The following is a 19,711-nucleotide window of genomic DNA, read 5'->3' as shown; positions in this document are numbered from 1 at the left end:
TTGCCACTCCAGAAAAAGCTTCTATATTTGGGGCTCAAAAAAATTATTTAAACAGAAAAAGCATGAAAAAAATCTTTACAAGCCTTGCATTATTAGGTGCATTCGTTACAGGCGCAAACGCACAAAAAAATGCAGACCTGGAAATTAATCCTTATTTCCCTCAACCAGCTGCTACTTATGCAAATCTGAATGCAGGTGATACCTTCTACATTGCTGCTATCGTTACTAACAATGGTCCTAATGCAATCGTTCCAACTGACACTATCGTTGTAGGTCTGAACGGATGTTTCACAGGCGCATCTACTGGTAACAGCTACACTTTAAGTGCTGAAGAGCATCTGACTCTGGCTTCTGGCGCATCTGATACTTTAATCTACCCAGTTATCCAAGGTAGCGCTGCAGGTAGCACTTCTACTGAGCAAGTTATTGTAAAATGGAATACTAACTCTTTAGATACAGTTGTAGTAAGCATCTACGGATTTGATCAAAATGGTTTATTCAATGATGATGGTATCGATAACACTACTGGTGAATTCACTACTGGTAGCAACAACGTAATCGGTTACACTATCACTTTTGGTAATCCAAACTCAATCAAAGAAACTCAATTGGCAAAAGAAGTTATCAGCGTATATCCTAACCCTGCTGTAAACGAAGTAAACTTCGACTATACTTTCAAAGCTGCTACTGAAGCATCTGTAAGAGTATTAGATGTTACTGGCCGTCAAGTTTACACTCAATCTTTCGGTAAGCAAGCTGCAGGTAAACAATCTTTAAAAGTAGATGTGAGCAGCCTGAACAACGGTATGTACACTATCGAACTGATCACTGACAACGCAAAAGCAGTTAGCAAATTCAACATCGCTAAATAAGCTTAACAGTTAATACCTCATTAAAAGGATCGTCAATTGACGATCCTTTTTTATTTTTATATAGATTTATGTCTTTACTGCTACATCGAAACAATTATGATCCGTATTACAGAATGGTGCATTGAGGTTATAGGCTGGCTCCGTATTGCTCTATCTCCCATACTTATGGGCGCAATTGCTGCGGCCATTTGTTATTACAAGCTACCAGCGGGTTTTAACCTCTTTGCGGCAACATTATCTGGCTTACTGGGTCTGTATTTTGGTATACGCTGGGCCTCTTCAAAATGGAAAACAGGAACTATAAATTTTCTATCCGGCGTAAAAGACTCAGAACAAGAAGAGCATAAATTTTAAGATTTCCTATAACATGTTATTTAAGAATATGGTCTACTTTCGTAAAAGACCAAAACCAATGTTATGAATAATCGCAAAATCTGGCTTATTGGTGGCCTGGGGGCTGTAGTCGGTGGCTTACTGCTCTATAATAATGTAAAGGCTCAAAAACCTGCAAAAGCCCAACCGATTACTAACTTCAATAAAGAAAAGTACCTGGGTAAATGGTATGAGATAGCCCGCTTTGACTACCGTTTCGAAAAAAACATGAACAATGTCACTGCAGAGTACAGCCTTCGTGATGATGGAAAAATAAGGGTATTTAATCGCGGGTATGATACAACTGCAGGCAAGTTCAAGTCCTCGACCGGCAAAGCAAAGTTCCGTGAAGATGATACAACGGCAGCATTGAAAGTATCATTCTTCGGCCCTTTCTATTCGGGTTATAATGTAATAGCCTTAGACAAGGACTATCAATATGCACTGGTTGCAGGTGAGAACCTGGATTATCTCTGGATCTTATCCCGCACCCCTTCCATACCTGAAAATATCAAACAGCAATATCTTAAGCTGGCCAGAAGCATTGGTTATATGACCGAAGACCTGATCTGGGTAGAGCATAATTAAAAATAGCGTACCATGCTGGTACGCTATTTTTAATTATTGATTATACTATTATGCTTCATTTAAGGCCTGCCACAACACATCTTTTAACTGCATTACCCCTTGCTGGGTTACAGAAGAGAAGAATAAGTGCGGTATATGCTCCGGCAGCTCTTTAGCAATCTCTTTTTTCAGTTCATCATCCAGCATATCGCTTTTACTGATGGCGATGATCATCTTCTTGTGCAACAGTTCCGGATTATATTTTTCCAGTTCGTTATACAGGATTTCAAATTCTTTACGATGATTGTCACTATCCGCCGGTATCAGGAACAATAATACGGAGTTGCGCTCGATATGGCGCAGGAATCGATGACCCAGACCTTTACCTTCTGCAGCACCTTCAATAATTCCCGGCAGATCGGCCATACAGAAAGATAAGTGATCTCTGTACGGAACGATACCCAGGTTAGGTGTCAGTGTAGTAAAGGCATAGTTCGCTACCTTAGGTTTTGCTTCCGAGATTGTCGACAATAAAGTAGACTTCCCTGCATTGGGAAACCCTACCAGACCTACATCTGCCAGTACTTTCAACTCAAGGTATTTATATCCTTCTACACCCATCTCACCCGGTTGTGCATACTCCGGCGTCTGGTTGGTTGCAGACTTAAAGTTAGAGTTACCCAGGCCTCCACGACCACCTCTTACCCAGATCACTTCCTGACCATGCTCCAGTATCTCGGCTTCTATCTCACCAGTCTCTGCATCTTTTGCAATGGTACCTAAAGGCACTTCTATGATAATGTCTTTACCTTGTCTTCCGCTACTGTTATTACCACTACCATTCTCACCGTTCTCTGCCAGTACATTTTTATAATAACGCAGGTGCAGCAATGTCCAGAGCTGGCTGTTCCCTCTCAGAATAATGTGCGCACCACGACCGCCGTCACCTCCGTCAGGACCGGCTTTCGCATTAAATTTAGTACGCATAAAGTGCATACTACCGGCGCCTCCCTTTCCGGAACGGCAAAAGATCCGGATGTAATCAACAAAATTCGCTTTTTCCATAATCACCCAATTTCAACAATAAAGCCTTCTTTCTCAGAAGGCTTTATTGAGTTCTTTTTGCAAAGATGCTATATTATTTTTAATTCCCGGTTATATTACCGTAATTCTTGCTTTATTCTTGCGGTAAAATGAACTTTTCTACCTGGTTGCGTAACAGACCGAAGATCTCTTCGATAGTACCCACACCTTTGATACGCTCCAGTTTACCCTGAGTCTCATAGTAGTTCGCTACCGGTTCTGTTTTGGCTTTATATTCTGCAATACGTTTCTGAATTACTTCTTCATTATCGTCGCTGCGGCCAGATACCTCGCCTCTCAGTACCAGGCGTTGCTTCAGTTCTTCCTCAGGTACTTCCAGAGACAATAATACAGAGATATTTGTCTTTTTCAGAGCCAGCAGGTTATCTAATGCTTCTGCCTGTGCAGTTGTACGCGGGAATCCGTCAAAAATGAAACCTCTTGTATTAGGGTGTTCGTCCAGTTTGGAACCGATCATGCCGATCACTACTGCATCCGGAACGAGCTGCCCTGCATCCATAAATTTCTTTGCCTCTAAACCCAGGTTTGTTTCACGGCTGATTTCGTCTCTCAGCAGATCGCCGGTAGACAGGTGCTGCAAACCGTACGTTTGGATCAGATTGGTAGATTGTGTGCCTTTTCCGCTTCCGGGAGGACCAAAGAGAATAAGATTGAACATATATGTACTGTTTTTAACGATGCGGTGACAAATTTACGTAAATATGCTTAAACACCCAAAGCTAGCCCCTGTTACCGATTCCGAAATAGGTGAATCCATCCTTAGCCAGCTGCACATCATCATAGATATTACGACCGTCGAAGATTACTGCAGTCTTCAGGGTTTCTTTGATTTTGTCCCAGTTAGGCAGTCGGAATTCGTTCCATTCTGTAACGAGCGCTATAGCATCTGCCTCCTCAACTGTTTCATACACATCATCACAGAAATGTACCTTATCATTGTCTCCCAATAAATGTTTGGCTTCTGCAACAGCTACCGGATCAAATGCCCTTACCCTGGCTCCGGCCCGGGTCAATGCTTCGATCAGTACCAGCGATGGTGCTTCACGCATATCATCAGTATTCGGCTTGAAGGCTAAACCCCAAACGGCAATTGTCCTTCCGGCCAGCTGATGATCAAAATAGCGGGATATTTTTTCAAACAATACCGTTTTCTGGTCTTCATTAATGGCTTCTACCGATTCCAGTAAACGCATGGGTTTATTATGTTCCAGTCCAATCTGGATCAATGCCTTTACATCTTTCGGAAAACAGGAACCTCCATAACCTACACCGGCATACAGAAACTTCTTGCCAATGCGCGGATCAGTACCGATTCCGTTACGTACATGATTAATATTGGCACCCACCAGCTCACAGAGATTGGCCACATCATTCATAAAAGAAATGCGGGTGGCCAGCATAGCATTAGCAGCATACTTGGTCATCTCTGCAGATGGAATATCCATATACAGGATACGGTAACCGTTTAACAGGAACGGTTTGTAGATCGTATCGATCACTTCTTTGGCACGATCACTGTCTATACCTACCACAATACGATCGGGGCTCATAAAGTCCTTTATCGCTGCGCCCTCTTTAAGAAATTCAGGATTGGACGCTACATCGAAATCGATCTGAGCACCTCTTGCCTGAAGCTGGTCCGAAATGGCTTTGCGTACTTTATGCGAAGAACCAACCGGTACGGTACTCTTGGTAATTACCAGTACATAATCTTCGATACTGCTGCCGATGTCTGAGGCTACCTGCAATACATATTTCATGTCGGCACTGCCATCCTCTCCCGGAGGGGTTCCTACACAGATAAAGATCGCATCAGCACCTTTGATATGTGCAGACAGGTCTGTACTGAAGGTTAGCCTTCCTCTCTCGAAATTATTTTTTACAATAACATCCAGCCCCGGTTCATATATAGGCAATATGCCTTTCTTAAGATTTTCTGTTTTTTGCACATCTATATCAATGCAGCACACTTCTACCCCCACATCTGCCAAACAGGCTCCAGTCACCAATCCTACGTATCCGGTTCCGACTACGATAACTTTCATTAAGATAAAATTTGCGTAAAAATAAAGGTTTTTAACGGCATTTTTCTACCCTACAGTTCCAATAAATAAGTATAATTCAGGTAATGCGTTTTGTACTCTTTACCGTTATGCATACCATTATCCACTTTGGTAGGTGTAGACAGCTCCAGCAGGTAGTTTCCTTTCAGTCCTTTAGGCAATACCAGCTTACCGTCCTTATCGGTTTGTACCTGTATACCGTCTTTATTACCCACCTGCTCCAGGTTTACGGTTGCTCCTGCATGTGGCTTTCCATCTTTCAAAACGATAAGGGCATTACCTTTCTGAGCATTGGGCAACATCACCTGGTAGCGGCCTTTTCCAACAATGGTCTGCTGCTTGCCTTTCACCGAAACATAGGTACCGGCAGTATAGGTGATTTTCATGTCTTTAAATACATCTTTCACCTCATGATCCAGCCAGAAAGTATATACACCTTCCTGATCCGGTGTGAAGTTTGCAAAATAGAATGCAGAGTCCTGATTTTTGTTCAGCTCCGTAACTTTGCCATCCGGGGCGGTCATCATCAGTTTATAGTCTTTCAGGTCTGAAAACCATTTTGCTGTTTTAGTAGGTTTTCCATCGCTGTACTCACCAAAGAATATTTTAACCTGCTGTTCTTTCCCTATCTGTCCTTTATTAGATGCTTCTATCCAGATGGTATGTGCATGAGCAAAGAGTTGCGTGATCACTAAAAGCAACGTAATGGCTAAAGATCTGAAGTTCATTGTTATAATTTTTAAATTGGTGAGCTGCAAAATTAATCAATGAACCAGCCAATCGTACCTCATGCGAGCATTGTCATTATATTTTGACAATCAACCATTTATAATCTATTCTAATCGCACTTTAATCTCCTTCAATACTTCTTGCGTATTCGTCTGCAGGCGTATGGTATAATCTCCTGAAGGATAATCGATCGTTTCAAAAGAAGCATTCAGGTCGTAGCGACCTTTGACAAAATCCTTTCCGGTAAAATAAGAGGCGACACGTTCGTTTTTGTCATTGTAGATACTCAACGATAATTTTTCCGGCGCACTTAAGGTCCATTGGAGATTGGCTACCAATTTCAATGTTTTATCAGGCCGCACTGCGGCTCCCTGAATGGCGTTAATCTCTTTTACGGTAAAGTACTGCGGTGCATCGAGGCCAAGCAGCTGTCCCATATACGCTACCAGCTTACGTGATAATTCAGGATTATTGTAATCATAGACATCGCTCAGGCTGTGCTTATTGGTCAATACCCAAACAGCATGCTGGGCCATATCATTACTCACCGCATTGGCCTTTACAAATGCCAGTACTTTACCCATGTTGCTGCTGCCTGTACTTTCGAAGTGGTAGGGATGACCGGCCACCGGTGCCTGATCATCGCTTTCTCCGCAATAGGTCTGTAACTCCAGGATGCGGGGTTTGCCGGCATTTATGGCCAGCAGTTCCGTACCCCCGATAATCAGGTTCTGGTTTTCTGCATTTTCGGGTCGCATAATAATAGCGGAATCTATCACCAGCAGGAGGTTCTCCCGGGTAATATTCTCAATGGTAATGCGCAGGCCCTTGCCATTATAAGGTTCAGTAGTACTGATACCTTTCAGGGTTATCTTTTGCTCTTTCAGTGCAGTACTAAGCAGTATTTTTTCCATGCGCTGCTCTTTAGCCCAGACGCTTGTATGCTGCAACAGCATCATTATACAGATATAAATAAGCCCCTTTTTCATAAAACAGTGTGATTAATTACCGGTAAGGTATAGAATATATCAGATATTTCTTAATAACTAAAACGAAAAGGGAGCAGATCTTTCGTATCTGCTCCCTTTATAATTTTTTATGGTCTGTTTTGTTTAGAAGAAAACGCCTAAACGTAAAGCGAAATTGTTGAATCGTACGTTACCGTCTTTAAAGGTACTGTTTACGTTAATCTTATTGTTCGCATTATCATACAGTTCATAATTCTGCGGACTGGTTGCGTCCGGCAGGAAACCGTTGTTGAAAAAGAGTCCTACATAACCTGCTACTTTATTGGTAAACGGAATTTCGGCACCGATACCGATATTCATAGACAGCATTGCTGGAGCAACTGCTGTACTGAAGGTAGCAGAAGAGGTCAGCTTATCTTTCTCTTTAGAAATAGCCTGTATTTTAGTGTCTGAATCGTAATAATCCAGGTCGTAAGATGCTTTTTTGGCTACGTTTATACCCAATGTCAGCCCTACCTGTCCGAAGAAACGCATATTACCCACCGGATCGGTTCTCAGCTTAATACCCACCGGAATCTCCATGTAGGCCATATTGTACTGGAATGAGGCTTTCTGAATAGTATTGGCTTCTGCAACAGAGCTTACACGCTGCATAGACATTTTACCACCACCATTTGTCATCTGCAGACCGGTTACGATTGCATAGTTATCTTCAAAGTAGTATTCTGCCATCAGGCCATAGGTAAAACCAACCTTGGAGCCATCATTAGCAATATTGTAGTTTTTATTATCGTCAGATTTTGATGTTGCGCGCATCCATGCCATGGTAGGGGCAACATATGCACCAAAGCGCACCTTTTTGGTATCGATACCATAGTCTCCGGAGCTCTGGTAAGGGGCCTCCTGTGCATGTATGGCAGGTGCTGCTGCAATAAGGGATGTAAGTAGAAATGCAATTTTTCTCATAAAACAGATATTATTTACTGGCAAAAATAGAGTTTAGCATGCTAAGAATGAATTTATTATATGAAATTAACAGGCTATTCAAAAAATAAGGACCGCAAATATTGCATTGCGGCCCTTGTTATGTGCTCCGGTTCCGTATTCCACTAATGACCGGGAGTGATGTTGAAGTTTACATTCAGGTCATTATTACCACCTGCATTCTGGTAGTTAGGGCTATTGTATGCCTGTGCATCAGGATGTGTTTTGTCCAGACCATGACGCAGCAATACCTGCAGGTTAAATGTGGTATGGCCATCAATTTCAATCTTACCATCCAGGCCTATGCCATCATTATACACATAGCTTCCGACACCGGTAGAAGGGTTGGCGAAGAAGAAGAATTTATGTTCCGCAGCATCATCAATAATTTCCTGGTTGATGTTCTCTCCACTTGCAAAAAGATTGATGAGCATTCTGTATTGCTGATGGCTTTCCAGATCAAGGTTGGAGGGACTGGCTACCCCGCTGGCATTGAATCCTACAGTGGTTGTATCTGTGGTTTCACTACCATTTGTATCGAGTTTGATAAAGCTGATTTTAATGGCATCATATTCCTCGTTCTGGTTATTTGGTTTCGGATCATTCTTTTTACAGGATGCGAAGGTAATAACGGCCAGTAAAGCGATTGCGGTTCCTATTTTTATAATATTATTTTTCATTTTTGAATTTGATTTTTGAATGATTGGTTTAAAATTTATATGCCACACGCAGCTCCACACTTCTGCCCAGATCATGCGCATAGTAGCGGAAGCGGTTCATATAGTCTTTGTATAATTGATTGGTCAGGTTATTTACACTGACATCCACACTAAGTGTTTGCTTGCCTACAGGCCATTCCAGGCCGGCACGCAGATTGATCAGCTGATACCCTTTTGGGGGTGCCTCATAATCACTGTTGGCTTCATAACGCGTCTGCCTCGCTACAGCAACATGTTCCAGCTCTGCATATACAGGTCCAGGTTTGGACATATGCGGTATAACGTAACGAATACTATGGGTAATGCGGTCAGAAGGTATAAAAGGCAGGTACTGATCATTGCTGATATCCCTGGCTCTTATGGTACTTCCTTTCAGGCTATAAATCCATTGTGTACTGAAGTCGTATTTCGCGGTCAGATCCAGTCCTGTAAAGAGTGCATTGGTACTTTTATAATTAAATACCGGAAAGGCTCCTCTCAGACTTTGAAAATAAGTGAGCGAGGGGTTGAGGTATATATAATTATCGAAGTAGTGCACATAAGCATCCAGCTCCACAGAAAAGTTTTTGCGGGTATTCTGGAAGGCAATGGTATTCATCCATTTTACACTCTGCTCTGCGCGCAGGCTGCTGTCGCCCAGTTCATATTGCGCTGCACCATGATGCAGGCCGGTACTGTACAGCTCATTGACCGTAGGCGGACGCCAGGCTGTCGCTGCATTGGTAGACAGTCTCCAGCGATTGTCGGGTATATAGCTGGCACCTATTGAGGCACTTATATTCTGATAATTATGGGTTCCACCATAGAGGTGATTAGAGGCATCATACCCGGCTGCATTCAATAACTGGTAGTCATATCGCAGACCTCCCTCCAGGGTAAATGATTCGCCCAGGTAGCGGGCCAGTGCATAAGCACCCAGGTTACGGGTATCATAGTTAGGGATCAGCGGCACGGTGTACAGGTCTGGCTGATTATTATTCACCGCCATGCTGCCATTCAGCCCTACATTTCCCCTCCACTTTTTACCATTGGTATACGCCGCATCAAGGTTCAGCTCCTGATAATATAATTGCAGGTCCACAGAAGGTATGCCCGTTCTGCCTCCGCGGCGGATATCATATTCCTGCCGGCGGTCATACTGCAGACTATACTGTGCATCCATACTCCATTGTTCGTTGAGATGGTAATGGGCTTTCAGCTTAGCGAGGTCATGCTGCACTATTTGTCTTGGTGCATCTATGGTATAATAAAAGCTGCCATCATCAAATGGCCTGCCATTGGCAATGCGTGCTTTCAGATCGGTCGTATCGCCGATATGCGAACCTTTGAATATTCCGATTTCGCTGCGGTAATGGCTGTAATAACCCTCCATACTCCATTTATGTACACTATAGCCTAGTGCAGCAGAGTAATTCAGCTCCTTCGTACCGGTATTATCCAGGTAATAATCAGGGGTCTTGTAGTTACCTCCCTGCGATACACTGGATTGCAGACGCCAGGCCCAGTTTTGGCTATTGCCCAGCGCTCCGTTAAGCATCAGCCCACTGGTTCCCCTCTGCCCGTTACTTACACCGATAAGATTGGCCGTACCATGAATCCCTGGAAAGTGATAGGGCAATGGTTCCGGGTTAACGACCAACACACCACCTATCGCATCACGTCCGTAACGTACCGCTTCCGCACCTTTGACAACGGTAATACTACCTGCATTCATGCCATCAATTTCCGGAGCATGCTCTGCTCCCCATTGCTGGCCTTCCTGCCGCACACCGTTATTAAGGATCAGGATACGATTGCCACTCATTCCGTTTATCACCGGCTTGGCAATAGATGCACCTGTCTGTAACATCGTTACCCCGGCCACAGAACTGGCCATGGCCGCAATATTATTGCCTTTGAGGCGGCGCAGCTCAGTGCCAGACAGGGTAGACTGTGCATTCTGCGTAGCCACCTCCATCTTATGCCCTACAACCTGTACCTCTTTCAGGTCTTTGGCTGCAGGAGACATGTTCAGATATACGGTATCGCCATTGCTGATTACAATAGTCTCGTCTATCGCTTTATATCCCTCCAGGGTAATGTGAAGGTGTGCGTTACTTTGCGGACACATCCCGTTCAGGATAGCCACTCCGCTTTCGTCAGATTGTATGACCTGCCTGTCTGTACGTACCTCTGCGGCAATTAGGGGTTCCTGTGTATTTTTATCCCGGAGCACCAATGGTACTGCCAGGCTACACTTTACCTTCTGTGCATTACCCGTATTGGGTGTAAAGCACAGAGGAAGCAACATAACAGCAAAGCTGATATGTTTACTGCTGATGCGTAACATATACTTGTAAAATAAATTGTCTGAATAAATAAGCTTTCATGAGGTATCATAACCTCAGGTCATTCCAATCTGTAACAGATCAGAATACTAAGCCTGTACACGAAAATCAGGCCAGGGCAGGAGGCCCCCTCAGACGGAAGGAGTAGTGTTCATTATCGAACCAAACGTTATAAGTACGCTCCAGATAAGAGACGTAACGTTTTATTTCCCATATATCGAAATGGTAACTGGTCTCTGCCTTGATGAAATGAGGCAGCATCTGGGTCAGGTAATCACAGTGATGGTGATACTGCTCAAATGCCAGACCGGAAGCATCACGACCACAGTTGTCCCCATCGTTATGGATATGGTCTATGGTTTCGTGATGGTGCTCAAACGTATGGGCATACTCCTGAAGGCTGGCGTAAAAACAGACTACCAGGCCCAGCACAAATGCCAGAAATGTATGGAACATTTTTTTAAACATACAAAGCGCAGTGCAAAACTACATTATTCACTGGGAATAGAAATGAGAAAAATTCGTTATTTCCGGCCAATTGACATTCCCTATATGTGAATAATTAAAATTAAATCCCAAATTCTAAATATTGTCGGACATTTGCACCAGAAAAAAATTAATCATAAAAAGTATTTAAACAATGAACAAAGTAATCTCAGTTGGTAGCCAATTTCCTGAATTTAAGAAAATCGCCGTTTCTGCTAATGCCCTGATCGCTGATGCACCTGGTAAAGAGTTCGAAACTATTTCTAATGCTGTTCACACCGCATCCGGTCAATGGATGGTAATGTTCTGGTGGCCGAAAGACTTCACTTTCGTGTGTCCTACTGAAATTGCCTCTTTCAATAATGCTTATGGTGAATTCTCTGACAGAGATACCGTTCTGATCGGTGCTTCTACTGACTCTGAATTTGTACACCTGGCATGGAGAAGAGATCACGAAGATCTGCGTGGTCTGAAATTCCCTATGTTAGCTGATACTTCTAAATCTCTGGCTGATGAGCTGGGTATCCTGCAGGCTGATGAGAAAATCGCTTACCGTGCTACTTATATCGTAGACCCACAAGGTATAATCCGTTGGGTAAACATCAACGACCTGAGCGTAGGCCGTAATGTAGACGAGGTACTGCGTGTTCTGGATGCTTTACAAACTGATGAGCTGTGTCCTTGTAACTGGAAAAAAGGTGAAGAAACCTTAACCACACAAATGGCAAACAACTAATCTCCATAATAGATTAAATACCAAAGAATGGCTGTAAGAGCACATCTTACAGCCATTCTTATACACTAACTTTTTAAAATACGGAATATGAGTATAGTACACGAAACAGTACAAAGCCTGTTTACCGAATTAAATATCGATACCAATCATAGTTCTTTTGCCCTGCATAAACTGGCCGCTACAGACAGTAAGTATCTGAAGGATCTGAAATTGAATGTACTGACAGTATTGAACAAGAATACCAGCCTGACTAAAAAGGAAGCTTTATTACTGGCGATCTGTGTTGCAGCAAACGATCGTAACGAGGTACTGGCGGCAGGACTGGAGCAACTGGCCCTGGCCAATGAAGCGACTATGGAGGAAATCTCGGAAATGTATGCGCTGACTTCGCTGATGAATACGAATAACATCTTCTATCGCTTCAAGCATTATTTCCAGGACAACACTATTTATAACAATACTCCGGCCGGATTACGCATGAACATCATGATGAACCCGGTAACCGGTAAGGCATTTTTTGAACTGGCCAGCCTGATGGTCTCTGCACTGAACAACTGTGAAATGTGTATCAAATCGCATGAAGCATCTGTAAAACAGCATGGTGTTACAGAGCATAAGATCTTTGAAAGCGTGCGCCTGGTGGGTGTGATCAAGAGCCTTATTGAGGTATTGTAAATCTTATTTTATTTTCATTGGGCGATATCGGCATGTTTATCAAAAACCAGATATTGCAATAAATAAAAGAGACACCAAATTGGTGTCTCTTTTATTTATTGCTAAAATTTCTTTGATTAGTAACGTCCGGCTCCGGCATAGAAGCGGGTCCAGTAAGCCTGGTCCAGATCGCTGATCATTACACCACGGCTGGAAGAAGCATGTACAAACATTCCGTTGCCTAAATATACACCTACGTGAGAGATGCGCTTGGTATGGATGCTGAAGAACACTAAATCGCCTTCTTTCAGTTCTTCTTTTTCGTAAATACGTTTGGTCATCATATACTGCATCGCTGCAGTTCTATCCAGTGTTTTACCATATACATCGGCAAACAGTTGTCTGGTGAATGCAGAACAGTCGATAGATTTCTTTGTGGTACCTCCAAGGCGATAAGGCGTACCATACCAATCCTGGATGAAGGAATACAAACCGGTATTTTTGCGCAGACCGTCTTTGATCTTCTCTGCTGCTTCTCTTTTTTCTTTAACCGTAGGTTCCGGCTCGTCTGTTGTAACACGAGCAGGAGTTGTTTTGTCTTTAACTGCTACCGTATTTTTAACAGATATATTCTTTTTTGCTGTCGGTGTGTTGATGCTGATGCCTTCGATAAATCTTGAAGACTCATTGCTTACTTCAACTTCCGCACTAGCGATCTGGTTATTATTTCGATGCGCACGCTGCGCGTTTGCTGTTGTTATTGACCCGATAATACAAGCCGATAGAATGGTTAAAAATTGACGCATTTTTTCGGTTTTATTTTTGATAAGAGGCGAAGATAAGAGGAAAAGCGTAAAATAAATGTTAATGTAAAAATTTCATTACAATACCTTAACACGGCCATTTATAGCAAACTATCTCCGTTTAATTATAGGCTAAGTGCTATATTTGCACAAAATTTAATTTAAATCTAATAATTCTAAACAACGAAATATGAAGATATTAGTTTGTATTGCGAAAGCTCCGGATACTACTTCTAAGATTTCATTTACGGACAATAACAGTAAATTTAATGAAGCAGGAGTAACATTCATCATTAACCCTTATGATGAAATGTATGCCCTGGTACGTGCCCTGGAACTGAAAGAAAGTGGTGCAGCCAGCGAAGTACACCTGGTAAGCGTTGGTGACGCGTCTACAGATGCCATCATCCGTAAAGCCCTGGCCTTAGGTGGTGACAGCGCATTCAGAATCGATGCTGAGAGCACAGATCCTTATGCAATTGCTGCACAGATCGCTGACCTGGTTCAGAAAAACGGTTATGATATCGTACTGACTGGTAAAGAGTCTATCGACTATAACAACTCCGCAGTAGGTGCCAGCATCGCTGGTATACTGGACTACAACTATATCGGAAGTGCTTCTAAACTGGAAGTAAGCGGTGGCACTGCAACTGTATCCCGTGAGATTGAAGGCGGAGAAGAAACGTCTACGGCATCTTTCCCTGTAGTAATCGCTTGCCAGAAAGGTATGGCGGAACCTCGTATCCCTAACATGCGTGGTATTATGGCTGCCCGTACCAAGCCACTGACTGTGGTACCGGCAGTAGCTGCTGATACACTGACTAACATTGTAAGTTACGAACTGCCTCCTGCAAAACAAGGTGTGAAACTGTTCACTATCGATCAGATGGATGAGCTGGTAGCTGCGCTGAAAAACGAAGCTAAAGTTCTGTAATTATTAAATTTGTTATAGGGCCGCCGGCCTTAATTATCCAAACTAAAAAAACTTATATATAAAATGTCTGTTTTAGTATTTGTAGATCATGCTCAGGGTACATTCAAAAAGAATGCCTTTGAAGCAATCAATTATGCCGCAAAAACTGCAGAGCAGGTAGGTGGCGATGTGATCGCTGTAGTACTGGGTGCTGCTGCGGAAAGTGAACTGGCTGCACTGGGTACATATGGTGCTAAGCAAGTATTACATGTAAATGATGAGCGTCTGAATCATTTCAACGCTAAAGCATATACCAAAGCGATCATCGCTGCGGCAAACCAAACCGGTGCAAAAGTGATCATCGCTTCTGCAAATAACAACGGTAAAGCGCTGGCTCCAATGGTTGCGGCTCAGCTGAAAGCTGGTTTAGTTGCTGGTGCAGTTGATTACCCAAGCACTGCCAACGGATTTACAGTTAAGAAATCAGTATTCTCCGGAAAGGCATTTGCTCATGTACAAATTACTTCTGATATCAAAGTAATCGGGCTGACACCAAACACTTTTGCTCCTGCAGAAGTTGGTGGTACTGCAAGCGTACAAGCGCTTTCTGCTGATTTAAACGATGCTGATTTCGGTGTGAAATTTGTATCTGAAGATGTAGTGAAAGGTGAAGTTCCATTGAGCGAAGCAGAGCGCGTGGTATCTGGTGGCCGTGGTCTGAAAGGCCCTGAAAACTGGGGTATCCTGGAAGATCTGGCTAAGGCTATGGATGCTACCCTGGCTTGTAGCCGTCCGGTAGCTGATGCACACTGGCGTCCGCACCACGAACACGTGGGTCAGACCGGTGGTACAATCCGTCCTAACCTGTATGTAGCTGTTGGTATCTCTGGTGCTATCCAGCACTTAGCGGGTGTGAACAGTTCTAAAACGATCGTTGTGATCAACAAAGATCCGGAAGCGCCGTTCTTCAAAGCGGCTGATTACGGTATTATCGGCGATGCATTCGAGATATTACCTAAATTAACTGAAGCAGTTAAAAAAGCTAAAGGATAATTTCCTTATAGTTTATACATAATAAAAGGGCGATCGCAATGATCGCCCTTTTTAGTATTTCATATCCCAATATTACCATTGCGCGGTATTATTTTTCAAGAATTGTTCTGATTTGATCATATCGGTATGCAGCAAACGATCAGTATCATAAAAGGCTACATCTTTACGGTATGTTGCGAACAAGTTTTCTACGGCTGCAGATGACTGTAATGGTCTTCTGAACTCCAGTGCCTGTGCAGCACACATCAGTTCTACTGCCAATACACGACGCACATTATCGATCACTTTTTTCAGTTTTGTAGCCGCATTTGCACCCATGCTTACATGGTCTTCCTGTCCGTTACTGCTCACGATGCTGTCTACAGAAGCAGGTGTACAATATTGCTTGCTCTGGCTCACAATAGCTGCTGCACTGTATTGTGCGATCATGAAACCACTGTTCAGTCCGGCATCCTTAGCCAGGAAAGCCGGCAGATTGCGCTGTCCGCTGATCAGCAGGTATGTTCTGCGCTCAGAGATATTACCCAGCTCAGCCATAGCAATAGCCAGGAAATCCAGGTTCAGTGCGAGAGGCTGTCCATGGAAGTTCCCGCCGCTGGTGATCATGTCCTCTTCCTCAAACACAATAGGGTTATCGGTTACAGAGTTAATCTCTGTTTCAAATACATTATAAATATGGGTTACGGTATCTTTTGTAGCGCCGTGTACCTGCGGTACACAACGGAAAGAATACGGATCCTGCACCTGTACTTTTGCAACCTGCTGAATAGGACTATCTTTCAGGATAGCACGTACCTGCTCTGCAGTTTTGATCTGTCCTGCATGAGGGCGCACACGGTGTACCGGATGTGCAAACGGCTCAATCTTACCATCAAATGCATCCAGTGACATGGCCGCGATCATATCAGCCCAGTCCTGCAGTTTCAGGCTTTCCAGCATATTATATACTGCATAGCTGCTCATAAACTGTGTACCGTTCAATAAAGCCAGGCCTTCTTTTGCTTTCAATGTCAGCGGTGTTACACCCAGACTGTTCAGCACTTCAATTGCTTCTTTCTTTTCGCCTTTATACCATACCAGGCCTTGTCCGATCAACGGCAGGCTCAGGTGTGCCAAAGGAGCTAAATCTCCGGATGCACCCAGGGAGCCTTGCTCATATACTACCGGTAAAATATCATTATTATAAAAATAAACCAGTCGCTGAATGGTATCTTCATGTATACCACTATAACCCTGACCCAGGCCCATAATCTTCAGCAGCAGCATGATTTTTACAATCTCCTGAGGCACTTCATCTCCAAATCCTGTTGCATGAGAGCATACCAGATTTTGTTGCAGCTGGCTCAACTGGTCATCATCAATACGCACATTACACAGGCTACCGAATCCGGTATTGATACCATAATAGGTTTGCCCGCCGGCAATCTTCTTGTCCAGGAAAGCTCTGTTGGCTCTTACCTTTTGAAGTGTTTCTTCTGAAAGGGTGATGGTATCGGACAGGTATTGCGGAATATCTTTGATTTCCAAATGTTGAGGAAGTGTTCTCATCAGGTCTTTTTTTTTTGCGCAAAGATAATCGAAAAAACCAGATGACTATGTTATCGCCAGGGCAGCTGTAGCGATACTCAGTCTTGTATCCGGTAGCTGCAGGATAGCATTGCCGCAGGCGGCCAGCGTAGCCCCTGTAGTCAGCACATCATCGACCAGCAATACATGCTTACCAGCCAGAGCCTGCACTTGTCGTCCGGCAACAAATGCACCAGAAACATTTTCCAGGCGCTCCAGTCTAGTCATATGCGTTTGAGATGCCGTATTGATGCTTCGCTTAATCGCTTTTTCGGCAACAGGGATGCCGCTTACAGCCGATATACCAGCTGCAATACTCGCAGACTGATTATAACCACGGCGATACATTTTCTTCCGGTGCAGCGGAACAGGTACTATTATATCGATAGACTTAAACCATTCTGTACGGGCATAGCGATGAGCAATGAGCTTCCCGAGGAATATGCCCAGGTCGGGTCGGTTGCGGTATTTCAACTGATGCATCAGCTCCTGCACCAGTCCTTCTTCTATAAAGTATAGCAGCGGTGCTGCGTGCATATGAGCCAGTTTTCCATAGAGACGGACATCCGTTTCATTATCCGGTATCTGCTCCAGGCCGGTGAAGGGCAGCTTATCAAAGCAGGAAAGGCACAATAGCTCCTCTCCGGCATGCAAGGTTTGCGCACAGCCGGTACAATATTGAGGAAAAAGAATGTCTAATAAAGGGTGTAAAAGGTGGTGTTTTAGTTTTTTCATATTAGGTAGTGTAGCTTATACGAGGGGTATCGTATCCGGATTGCTCCTCAGGTAGTCGAGTTTTGCTTCAAACATAAGCGCCATTTTGCCTGCCCTGCTCTTGGCTTCTTCTGCCACAGGACCTTCAAAATGCGTGTCAATTGTTTGATGAAATAAATCGAGCCAGATACTAAAATGCTCTTTATATATAGGCAGTTTCATATGGTGCAGAAAAGGGCTGCCGCTGTAGGTATGCTCATGTAACAGTATGGTTTGCCAGAAACGGTACATTTTCTGCAAATGCGCATCCCAATGGCCTTCCAGCTTTTCATTAAAAATAGGCCCGATCAGCTCATTCTTTCCTACGCGGGCATAAAATTCATCTACAAACAAACATATATCTTCTACTACTGCTATATCAGGTTTCATGCTATTTTTTTGCCTATAAAGGTACGGATTTATTCCTGCAGAGGCCGCAAAACACCATTTACCACCAAGCTACAGACACAAAATACCACCGTTTGTAAAAGCAGTGTTAAAAACGCCCTATTTTATCCACAATATTATCCACATTTGTGTTTTCCACATTTTCATATTCAATGTTAATTAGCTGATTTGCAATATGTTAAACAATGCCAAATTGTGGATAAAATAGACACAACTGTATAGTGGTAAATTGTGGGAATTTGTGTTATTTTGTAGCATAATTCTCAAATTACCCTGAATGGCCTCAGTTTACGGCGAATATAAGGTTTCTATGGACGCAAAAGGACGCTTACTCGTCCCTGCTGACTTCCGCAAGCAATTGCCGGAATCGGACGTGCATACCTATGTCGTAAAACGTGGATTAGACAACTGCCTGACTTTGTATGTTTTGAGCGAATGGGAGAAATTAAGCCAGCAACTGGACGAAATGAGTGCCTTCAATCCTAAAGTACAAAAATTCAAGCGCCTGTTTCTGGACGGCATTAACCTTCTGGAAGTTGACAGCGCAGGCAGAATACTGATCCCTAAACCATTACAGGAATATGCGGGACTGAATAAAGAAATCATCTTCTGGGCACAAGGCAATAAAGTAGAAGTCTGGGATAAGGCAAGTAAAGAAGCTTATATCGCCGCGCAGCAACAGGAAGAAGAGGATCTGGCAAACGAATTATTTAATTAATATTTATATGGAGCAGGCTTATCATCATATTTCCGTATTGCTCCGGGAGAGTATTGACGCCTTGGACATCAAGCCCAATGGCGTTTACGTCGATTGTACGTTCGGCGGGGGCGGCCACAGCCGGGCCATCCTGGAACGACTGGGCAAAAACGGAAGACTTATTGCTTTTGACCATGATAAAGATGCATGGAAAAATGCAATAGATGATAAACGCTTTATACTGGTAAAGGAAAACTTTCAGTATATGAAACGTTTCCTGAGGTTACACCAGGCCTCTAAAGTAGATGGTATACTGGCCGATCTCGGGGTGAGCTCCTTCCAGTTCGATACAGCAGACCGCGGTTTTTCGATCCGTTTCGATGCCCCGCTGGATATGCGTATGGATGACCGTCTGGACACAACAGCTGCAGACATTATCCGTGACTACAGTGAGGCAAAGCTGCATAAGATGTTTGAAGTATACGGGGAAGTCAGAAATGCACGTACGCTGGCCAAAACAATTGTAGAGCAGAGAAAAAGCAGCGATATTAAAACGATTGAGGGTTTTAAAAATGCCATCGACTCCTGCATCAAAGGTAAGCCTAACCGATACCTGGCACAGGTATTCCAGGCTTTACGTATCGAGGTAAACCAGGAGATGGAGGTATTGAGCCAGTTTCTGGAGCAGACCAAAGACTGCCTGAAACCTGGTGGCCGCCTGGCGATCATCACCTTCCATTCACTGGAAGACCGCCTGACTAAAAAGATGATGAAAAACGGCACCTTAAGCGAAGTGACTACTGATGCTTTCGGCCGCAAGACGATGGAGAATCCTTTCAAAGTACTGAAGGATGTACTGCCATCAGAAGAGGAACTGGAACACAATAACCGATCAAGAAGTGCCCGCCTGCGTATAGCGGAGTACATGGATAAATAA

Annotated in this window: 22 protein-coding genes; 9 read left to right on the top strand and 13 right to left on the bottom strand. The window is 43.6% G+C overall.

Going from position 1 to position 19,711, the window contains the following annotated elements; translation table 11 throughout:
- Positions 1 to 62: 62 nt before the first annotated feature.
- The 3 genes from EMP01_RS05825 to EMP01_RS05815 all read left to right on the top strand — a co-directional run bounded on the left by EMP01_RS05825 (position 63) and on the right by EMP01_RS05815 (position 1,832).
- A complete protein-coding gene (locus EMP01_RS05825) occupies positions 63 to 872 on the top strand; it encodes a T9SS type A sorting domain-containing protein (protein ID WP_129020527.1) in 810 nt (269 codons plus the stop codon).
- Between the two features lie 96 nt (positions 873 to 968).
- Positions 969 to 1,226 carry a hypothetical protein gene (locus tag EMP01_RS05820; protein ID WP_129020526.1) on the top strand — a complete coding sequence of 86 codons (258 nt, stop codon included), beginning with the start codon at positions 969 to 971 and terminating at the stop codon, positions 1,224 to 1,226.
- A 63-nt stretch (positions 1,227 to 1,289) separates the two neighbouring features.
- Positions 1,290 to 1,832 carry a lipocalin family protein gene (locus EMP01_RS05815; protein ID WP_129020525.1) on the top strand — a complete coding sequence of 181 codons (543 nt, stop codon included), beginning with the start codon at positions 1,290 to 1,292 and terminating at the stop codon, positions 1,830 to 1,832.
- 48 nt (positions 1,833 to 1,880) lie between these two features.
- On the opposite strand, the gene obgE is transcribed toward EMP01_RS05815, so the two are convergent.
- The 9 genes from obgE to EMP01_RS05770 form a co-directional block, all read right to left on the bottom strand.
- The gene (gene obgE, locus EMP01_RS05810; protein ID WP_129020524.1) at positions 1,881 to 2,876 is read right to left on the bottom strand and encodes a GTPase ObgE; all 996 of its coding nucleotides are present in this window, start codon (positions 2,874 to 2,876) and stop codon (positions 1,881 to 1,883) included.
- Between the two features lie 112 nt (positions 2,877 to 2,988).
- The gene (locus EMP01_RS05805; protein ID WP_129020523.1) at positions 2,989 to 3,573 is read right to left on the bottom strand and encodes an adenylate kinase; all 585 of its coding nucleotides are present in this window, start codon (positions 3,571 to 3,573) and stop codon (positions 2,989 to 2,991) included.
- A gap of 61 nt (positions 3,574 to 3,634) precedes the next feature.
- Positions 3,635 to 4,960: a UDP-glucose dehydrogenase family protein gene (locus EMP01_RS05800; RefSeq protein ID WP_129020522.1), complete on the bottom strand. Its 1,326-nt coding sequence runs from the start codon at positions 4,958 to 4,960 to the stop codon at positions 3,635 to 3,637.
- Between the two features lie 50 nt (positions 4,961 to 5,010).
- Complete coding sequence (locus tag EMP01_RS05795) at positions 5,011 to 5,706, bottom strand: DUF4198 domain-containing protein (protein WP_129020521.1); 696 nt, start codon at positions 5,704 to 5,706, stop codon at positions 5,011 to 5,013.
- Between the two features lie 105 nt (positions 5,707 to 5,811).
- A complete protein-coding gene (locus tag EMP01_RS05790; RefSeq protein WP_129020520.1) occupies positions 5,812 to 6,696 on the bottom strand; it encodes a hypothetical protein in 885 nt (294 codons plus the stop codon).
- A gap of 123 nt (positions 6,697 to 6,819) precedes the next feature.
- Positions 6,820 to 7,641 (bottom strand): porin family protein, encoded by an 822-nt coding sequence (locus tag EMP01_RS05785; RefSeq protein WP_129020519.1) that lies wholly within the window; start codon positions 7,639 to 7,641, stop codon positions 6,820 to 6,822.
- A 143-nt stretch (positions 7,642 to 7,784) separates the two neighbouring features.
- Positions 7,785 to 8,339: a hypothetical protein gene (locus EMP01_RS05780; protein WP_129020518.1), complete on the bottom strand. Its 555-nt coding sequence runs from the start codon at positions 8,337 to 8,339 to the stop codon at positions 7,785 to 7,787.
- A gap of 28 nt (positions 8,340 to 8,367) precedes the next feature.
- Entirely contained in the window at positions 8,368 to 10,707 is a 2,340-nt protein-coding gene (locus tag EMP01_RS05775) for a TonB-dependent receptor (RefSeq protein ID WP_129020517.1), read from the bottom strand.
- A 106-nt stretch (positions 10,708 to 10,813) separates the two neighbouring features.
- Positions 10,814 to 11,161 carry a hypothetical protein gene (locus EMP01_RS05770; RefSeq protein WP_129020516.1) on the bottom strand — a complete coding sequence of 116 codons (348 nt, stop codon included), beginning with the start codon at positions 11,159 to 11,161 and terminating at the stop codon, positions 10,814 to 10,816.
- Positions 11,162 to 11,345: 184 nt separating this feature from the next.
- Here EMP01_RS05770 and EMP01_RS05765 point away from each other — a divergent pair, with 184 nt between their 5' ends.
- Both EMP01_RS05765 and EMP01_RS05760 read left to right on the top strand, forming a co-directional pair.
- Positions 11,346 to 11,927 carry a peroxiredoxin gene (locus EMP01_RS05765; protein WP_129020515.1) on the top strand — a complete coding sequence of 194 codons (582 nt, stop codon included), beginning with the start codon at positions 11,346 to 11,348 and terminating at the stop codon, positions 11,925 to 11,927.
- 87 nt (positions 11,928 to 12,014) lie between these two features.
- A complete protein-coding gene (locus EMP01_RS05760) occupies positions 12,015 to 12,602 on the top strand; it encodes a carboxymuconolactone decarboxylase family protein (RefSeq protein ID WP_129020514.1) in 588 nt (195 codons plus the stop codon).
- Between the two features lie 116 nt (positions 12,603 to 12,718).
- Here the strand turns inward: EMP01_RS05760 and EMP01_RS05755 are convergent, their stop codons facing one another.
- Positions 12,719 to 13,387: a C40 family peptidase gene (locus tag EMP01_RS05755; protein WP_129020513.1), complete on the bottom strand. Its 669-nt coding sequence runs from the start codon at positions 13,385 to 13,387 to the stop codon at positions 12,719 to 12,721.
- Positions 13,388 to 13,574: 187 nt separating this feature from the next.
- Between EMP01_RS05755 and EMP01_RS05750 the strand changes: the two genes are divergently transcribed.
- Together EMP01_RS05750 and EMP01_RS05745 are read left to right on the top strand one after the other, a co-directional pair.
- Positions 13,575 to 14,318 carry an electron transfer flavoprotein subunit beta/FixA family protein gene (locus EMP01_RS05750; RefSeq protein WP_129020512.1) on the top strand — a complete coding sequence of 248 codons (744 nt, stop codon included), beginning with the start codon at positions 13,575 to 13,577 and terminating at the stop codon, positions 14,316 to 14,318.
- Positions 14,319 to 14,381: 63 nt separating this feature from the next.
- Positions 14,382 to 15,350: an electron transfer flavoprotein subunit alpha/FixB family protein gene (locus EMP01_RS05745; protein WP_129020511.1), complete on the top strand. Its 969-nt coding sequence runs from the start codon at positions 14,382 to 14,384 to the stop codon at positions 15,348 to 15,350.
- A 72-nt stretch (positions 15,351 to 15,422) separates the two neighbouring features.
- On the opposite strand, the gene hutH is transcribed toward EMP01_RS05745, so the two are convergent.
- The 3 genes from hutH to EMP01_RS05730 are packed head-to-tail and all read right to left on the bottom strand — an operon-like array spanning position 15,423 to position 18,059.
- Positions 15,423 to 16,898 carry a histidine ammonia-lyase gene (hutH, locus tag EMP01_RS05740; protein WP_129020510.1) on the bottom strand — a complete coding sequence of 492 codons (1,476 nt, stop codon included), beginning with the start codon at positions 16,896 to 16,898 and terminating at the stop codon, positions 15,423 to 15,425.
- 45 nt (positions 16,899 to 16,943) lie between these two features.
- Entirely contained in the window at positions 16,944 to 17,651 is a 708-nt protein-coding gene (locus tag EMP01_RS05735; protein ID WP_129020509.1) for a ComF family protein, read from the bottom strand.
- A 15-nt stretch (positions 17,652 to 17,666) separates the two neighbouring features.
- Entirely contained in the window at positions 17,667 to 18,059 is a 393-nt protein-coding gene (locus EMP01_RS05730) for a group III truncated hemoglobin (protein ID WP_129020508.1), read from the bottom strand.
- A 295-nt stretch (positions 18,060 to 18,354) separates the two neighbouring features.
- On the opposite strand from EMP01_RS05730, the gene mraZ reads away from it, so the two are divergent.
- Both mraZ and rsmH read left to right on the top strand, forming a co-directional pair.
- On the top strand, positions 18,355 to 18,795 hold the full coding sequence (gene mraZ / locus EMP01_RS05725; protein ID WP_129020507.1) for a division/cell wall cluster transcriptional repressor MraZ: 441 nt from the start codon (positions 18,355 to 18,357) through the stop codon (positions 18,793 to 18,795).
- A gap of 7 nt (positions 18,796 to 18,802) precedes the next feature.
- Positions 18,803 to 19,711, top strand: coding sequence for a 16S rRNA (cytosine(1402)-N(4))-methyltransferase RsmH (gene rsmH, locus EMP01_RS05720; protein WP_129020506.1), 909 nt, complete (start codon positions 18,803 to 18,805; stop codon positions 19,709 to 19,711).

This window comes from Edaphocola flava (assembly GCF_004118155.1).
Taxonomy (GTDB): domain Bacteria; phylum Bacteroidota; class Bacteroidia; order Chitinophagales; family Chitinophagaceae; genus Edaphocola; species Edaphocola flava.
This window is presented reverse-complemented; position numbering and strand designations above follow the sequence as displayed.

Bases quoted from the DNA above. Each gene is read 5' to 3' on its own strand.
- rsmH (WP_129020506.1), top strand. From the start codon at position 18,803: ATGGAGCAGGCTTATCATCATATTTCCGTATTGCTCCGGGAGAGTATT.
- EMP01_RS05805 (WP_129020523.1), bottom strand. From the start codon at position 3,573: ATGTTCAATCTTATTCTCTTTGGTCCTCCCGGAAGCGGAAAAGGCACA.
- EMP01_RS05770 (WP_129020516.1), bottom strand. From the start codon at position 11,161: ATGTTCCATACATTTCTGGCATTTGTGCTGGGCCTGGTAGTCTGTTTT.
- EMP01_RS05825 (WP_129020527.1), top strand. From the start codon at position 63: ATGAAAAAAATCTTTACAAGCCTTGCATTATTAGGTGCATTCGTTACA.
- EMP01_RS05815 (WP_129020525.1), top strand. From the start codon at position 1,290: ATGAATAATCGCAAAATCTGGCTTATTGGTGGCCTGGGGGCTGTAGTC.
- obgE (WP_129020524.1), bottom strand. From the start codon at position 2,876: ATGGAAAAAGCGAATTTTGTTGATTACATCCGGATCTTTTGCCGTTCC.
- EMP01_RS05765 (WP_129020515.1), top strand. From the start codon at position 11,346: ATGAACAAAGTAATCTCAGTTGGTAGCCAATTTCCTGAATTTAAGAAA.
- hutH (WP_129020510.1), bottom strand. From the start codon at position 16,898: ATGAGAACACTTCCTCAACATTTGGAAATCAAAGATATTCCGCAATAC.
- EMP01_RS05775 (WP_129020517.1), bottom strand. From the start codon at position 10,707: ATGTTACGCATCAGCAGTAAACATATCAGCTTTGCTGTTATGTTGCTT.
- EMP01_RS05760 (WP_129020514.1), top strand. From the start codon at position 12,015: ATGAGTATAGTACACGAAACAGTACAAAGCCTGTTTACCGAATTAAAT.
- EMP01_RS05800 (WP_129020522.1), bottom strand. From the start codon at position 4,960: ATGAAAGTTATCGTAGTCGGAACCGGATACGTAGGATTGGTGACTGGA.
- EMP01_RS05750 (WP_129020512.1), top strand. From the start codon at position 13,575: ATGAAGATATTAGTTTGTATTGCGAAAGCTCCGGATACTACTTCTAAG.
- EMP01_RS05745 (WP_129020511.1), top strand. From the start codon at position 14,382: ATGTCTGTTTTAGTATTTGTAGATCATGCTCAGGGTACATTCAAAAAG.
- EMP01_RS05820 (WP_129020526.1), top strand. From the start codon at position 969: ATGATCCGTATTACAGAATGGTGCATTGAGGTTATAGGCTGGCTCCGT.
- EMP01_RS05730 (WP_129020508.1), bottom strand. From the start codon at position 18,059: ATGAAACCTGATATAGCAGTAGTAGAAGATATATGTTTGTTTGTAGAT.
- EMP01_RS05790 (WP_129020520.1), bottom strand. From the start codon at position 6,696: ATGAAAAAGGGGCTTATTTATATCTGTATAATGATGCTGTTGCAGCAT.
- EMP01_RS05755 (WP_129020513.1), bottom strand. From the start codon at position 13,387: ATGCGTCAATTTTTAACCATTCTATCGGCTTGTATTATCGGGTCAATA.
- EMP01_RS05735 (WP_129020509.1), bottom strand. From the start codon at position 17,651: ATGAAAAAACTAAAACACCACCTTTTACACCCTTTATTAGACATTCTT.
- mraZ (WP_129020507.1), top strand. From the start codon at position 18,355: ATGGCCTCAGTTTACGGCGAATATAAGGTTTCTATGGACGCAAAAGGA.
- EMP01_RS05780 (WP_129020518.1), bottom strand. From the start codon at position 8,339: ATGAAAAATAATATTATAAAAATAGGAACCGCAATCGCTTTACTGGCC.
- EMP01_RS05795 (WP_129020521.1), bottom strand. From the start codon at position 5,706: ATGAACTTCAGATCTTTAGCCATTACGTTGCTTTTAGTGATCACGCAA.
- EMP01_RS05785 (WP_129020519.1), bottom strand. From the start codon at position 7,641: ATGAGAAAAATTGCATTTCTACTTACATCCCTTATTGCAGCAGCACCT.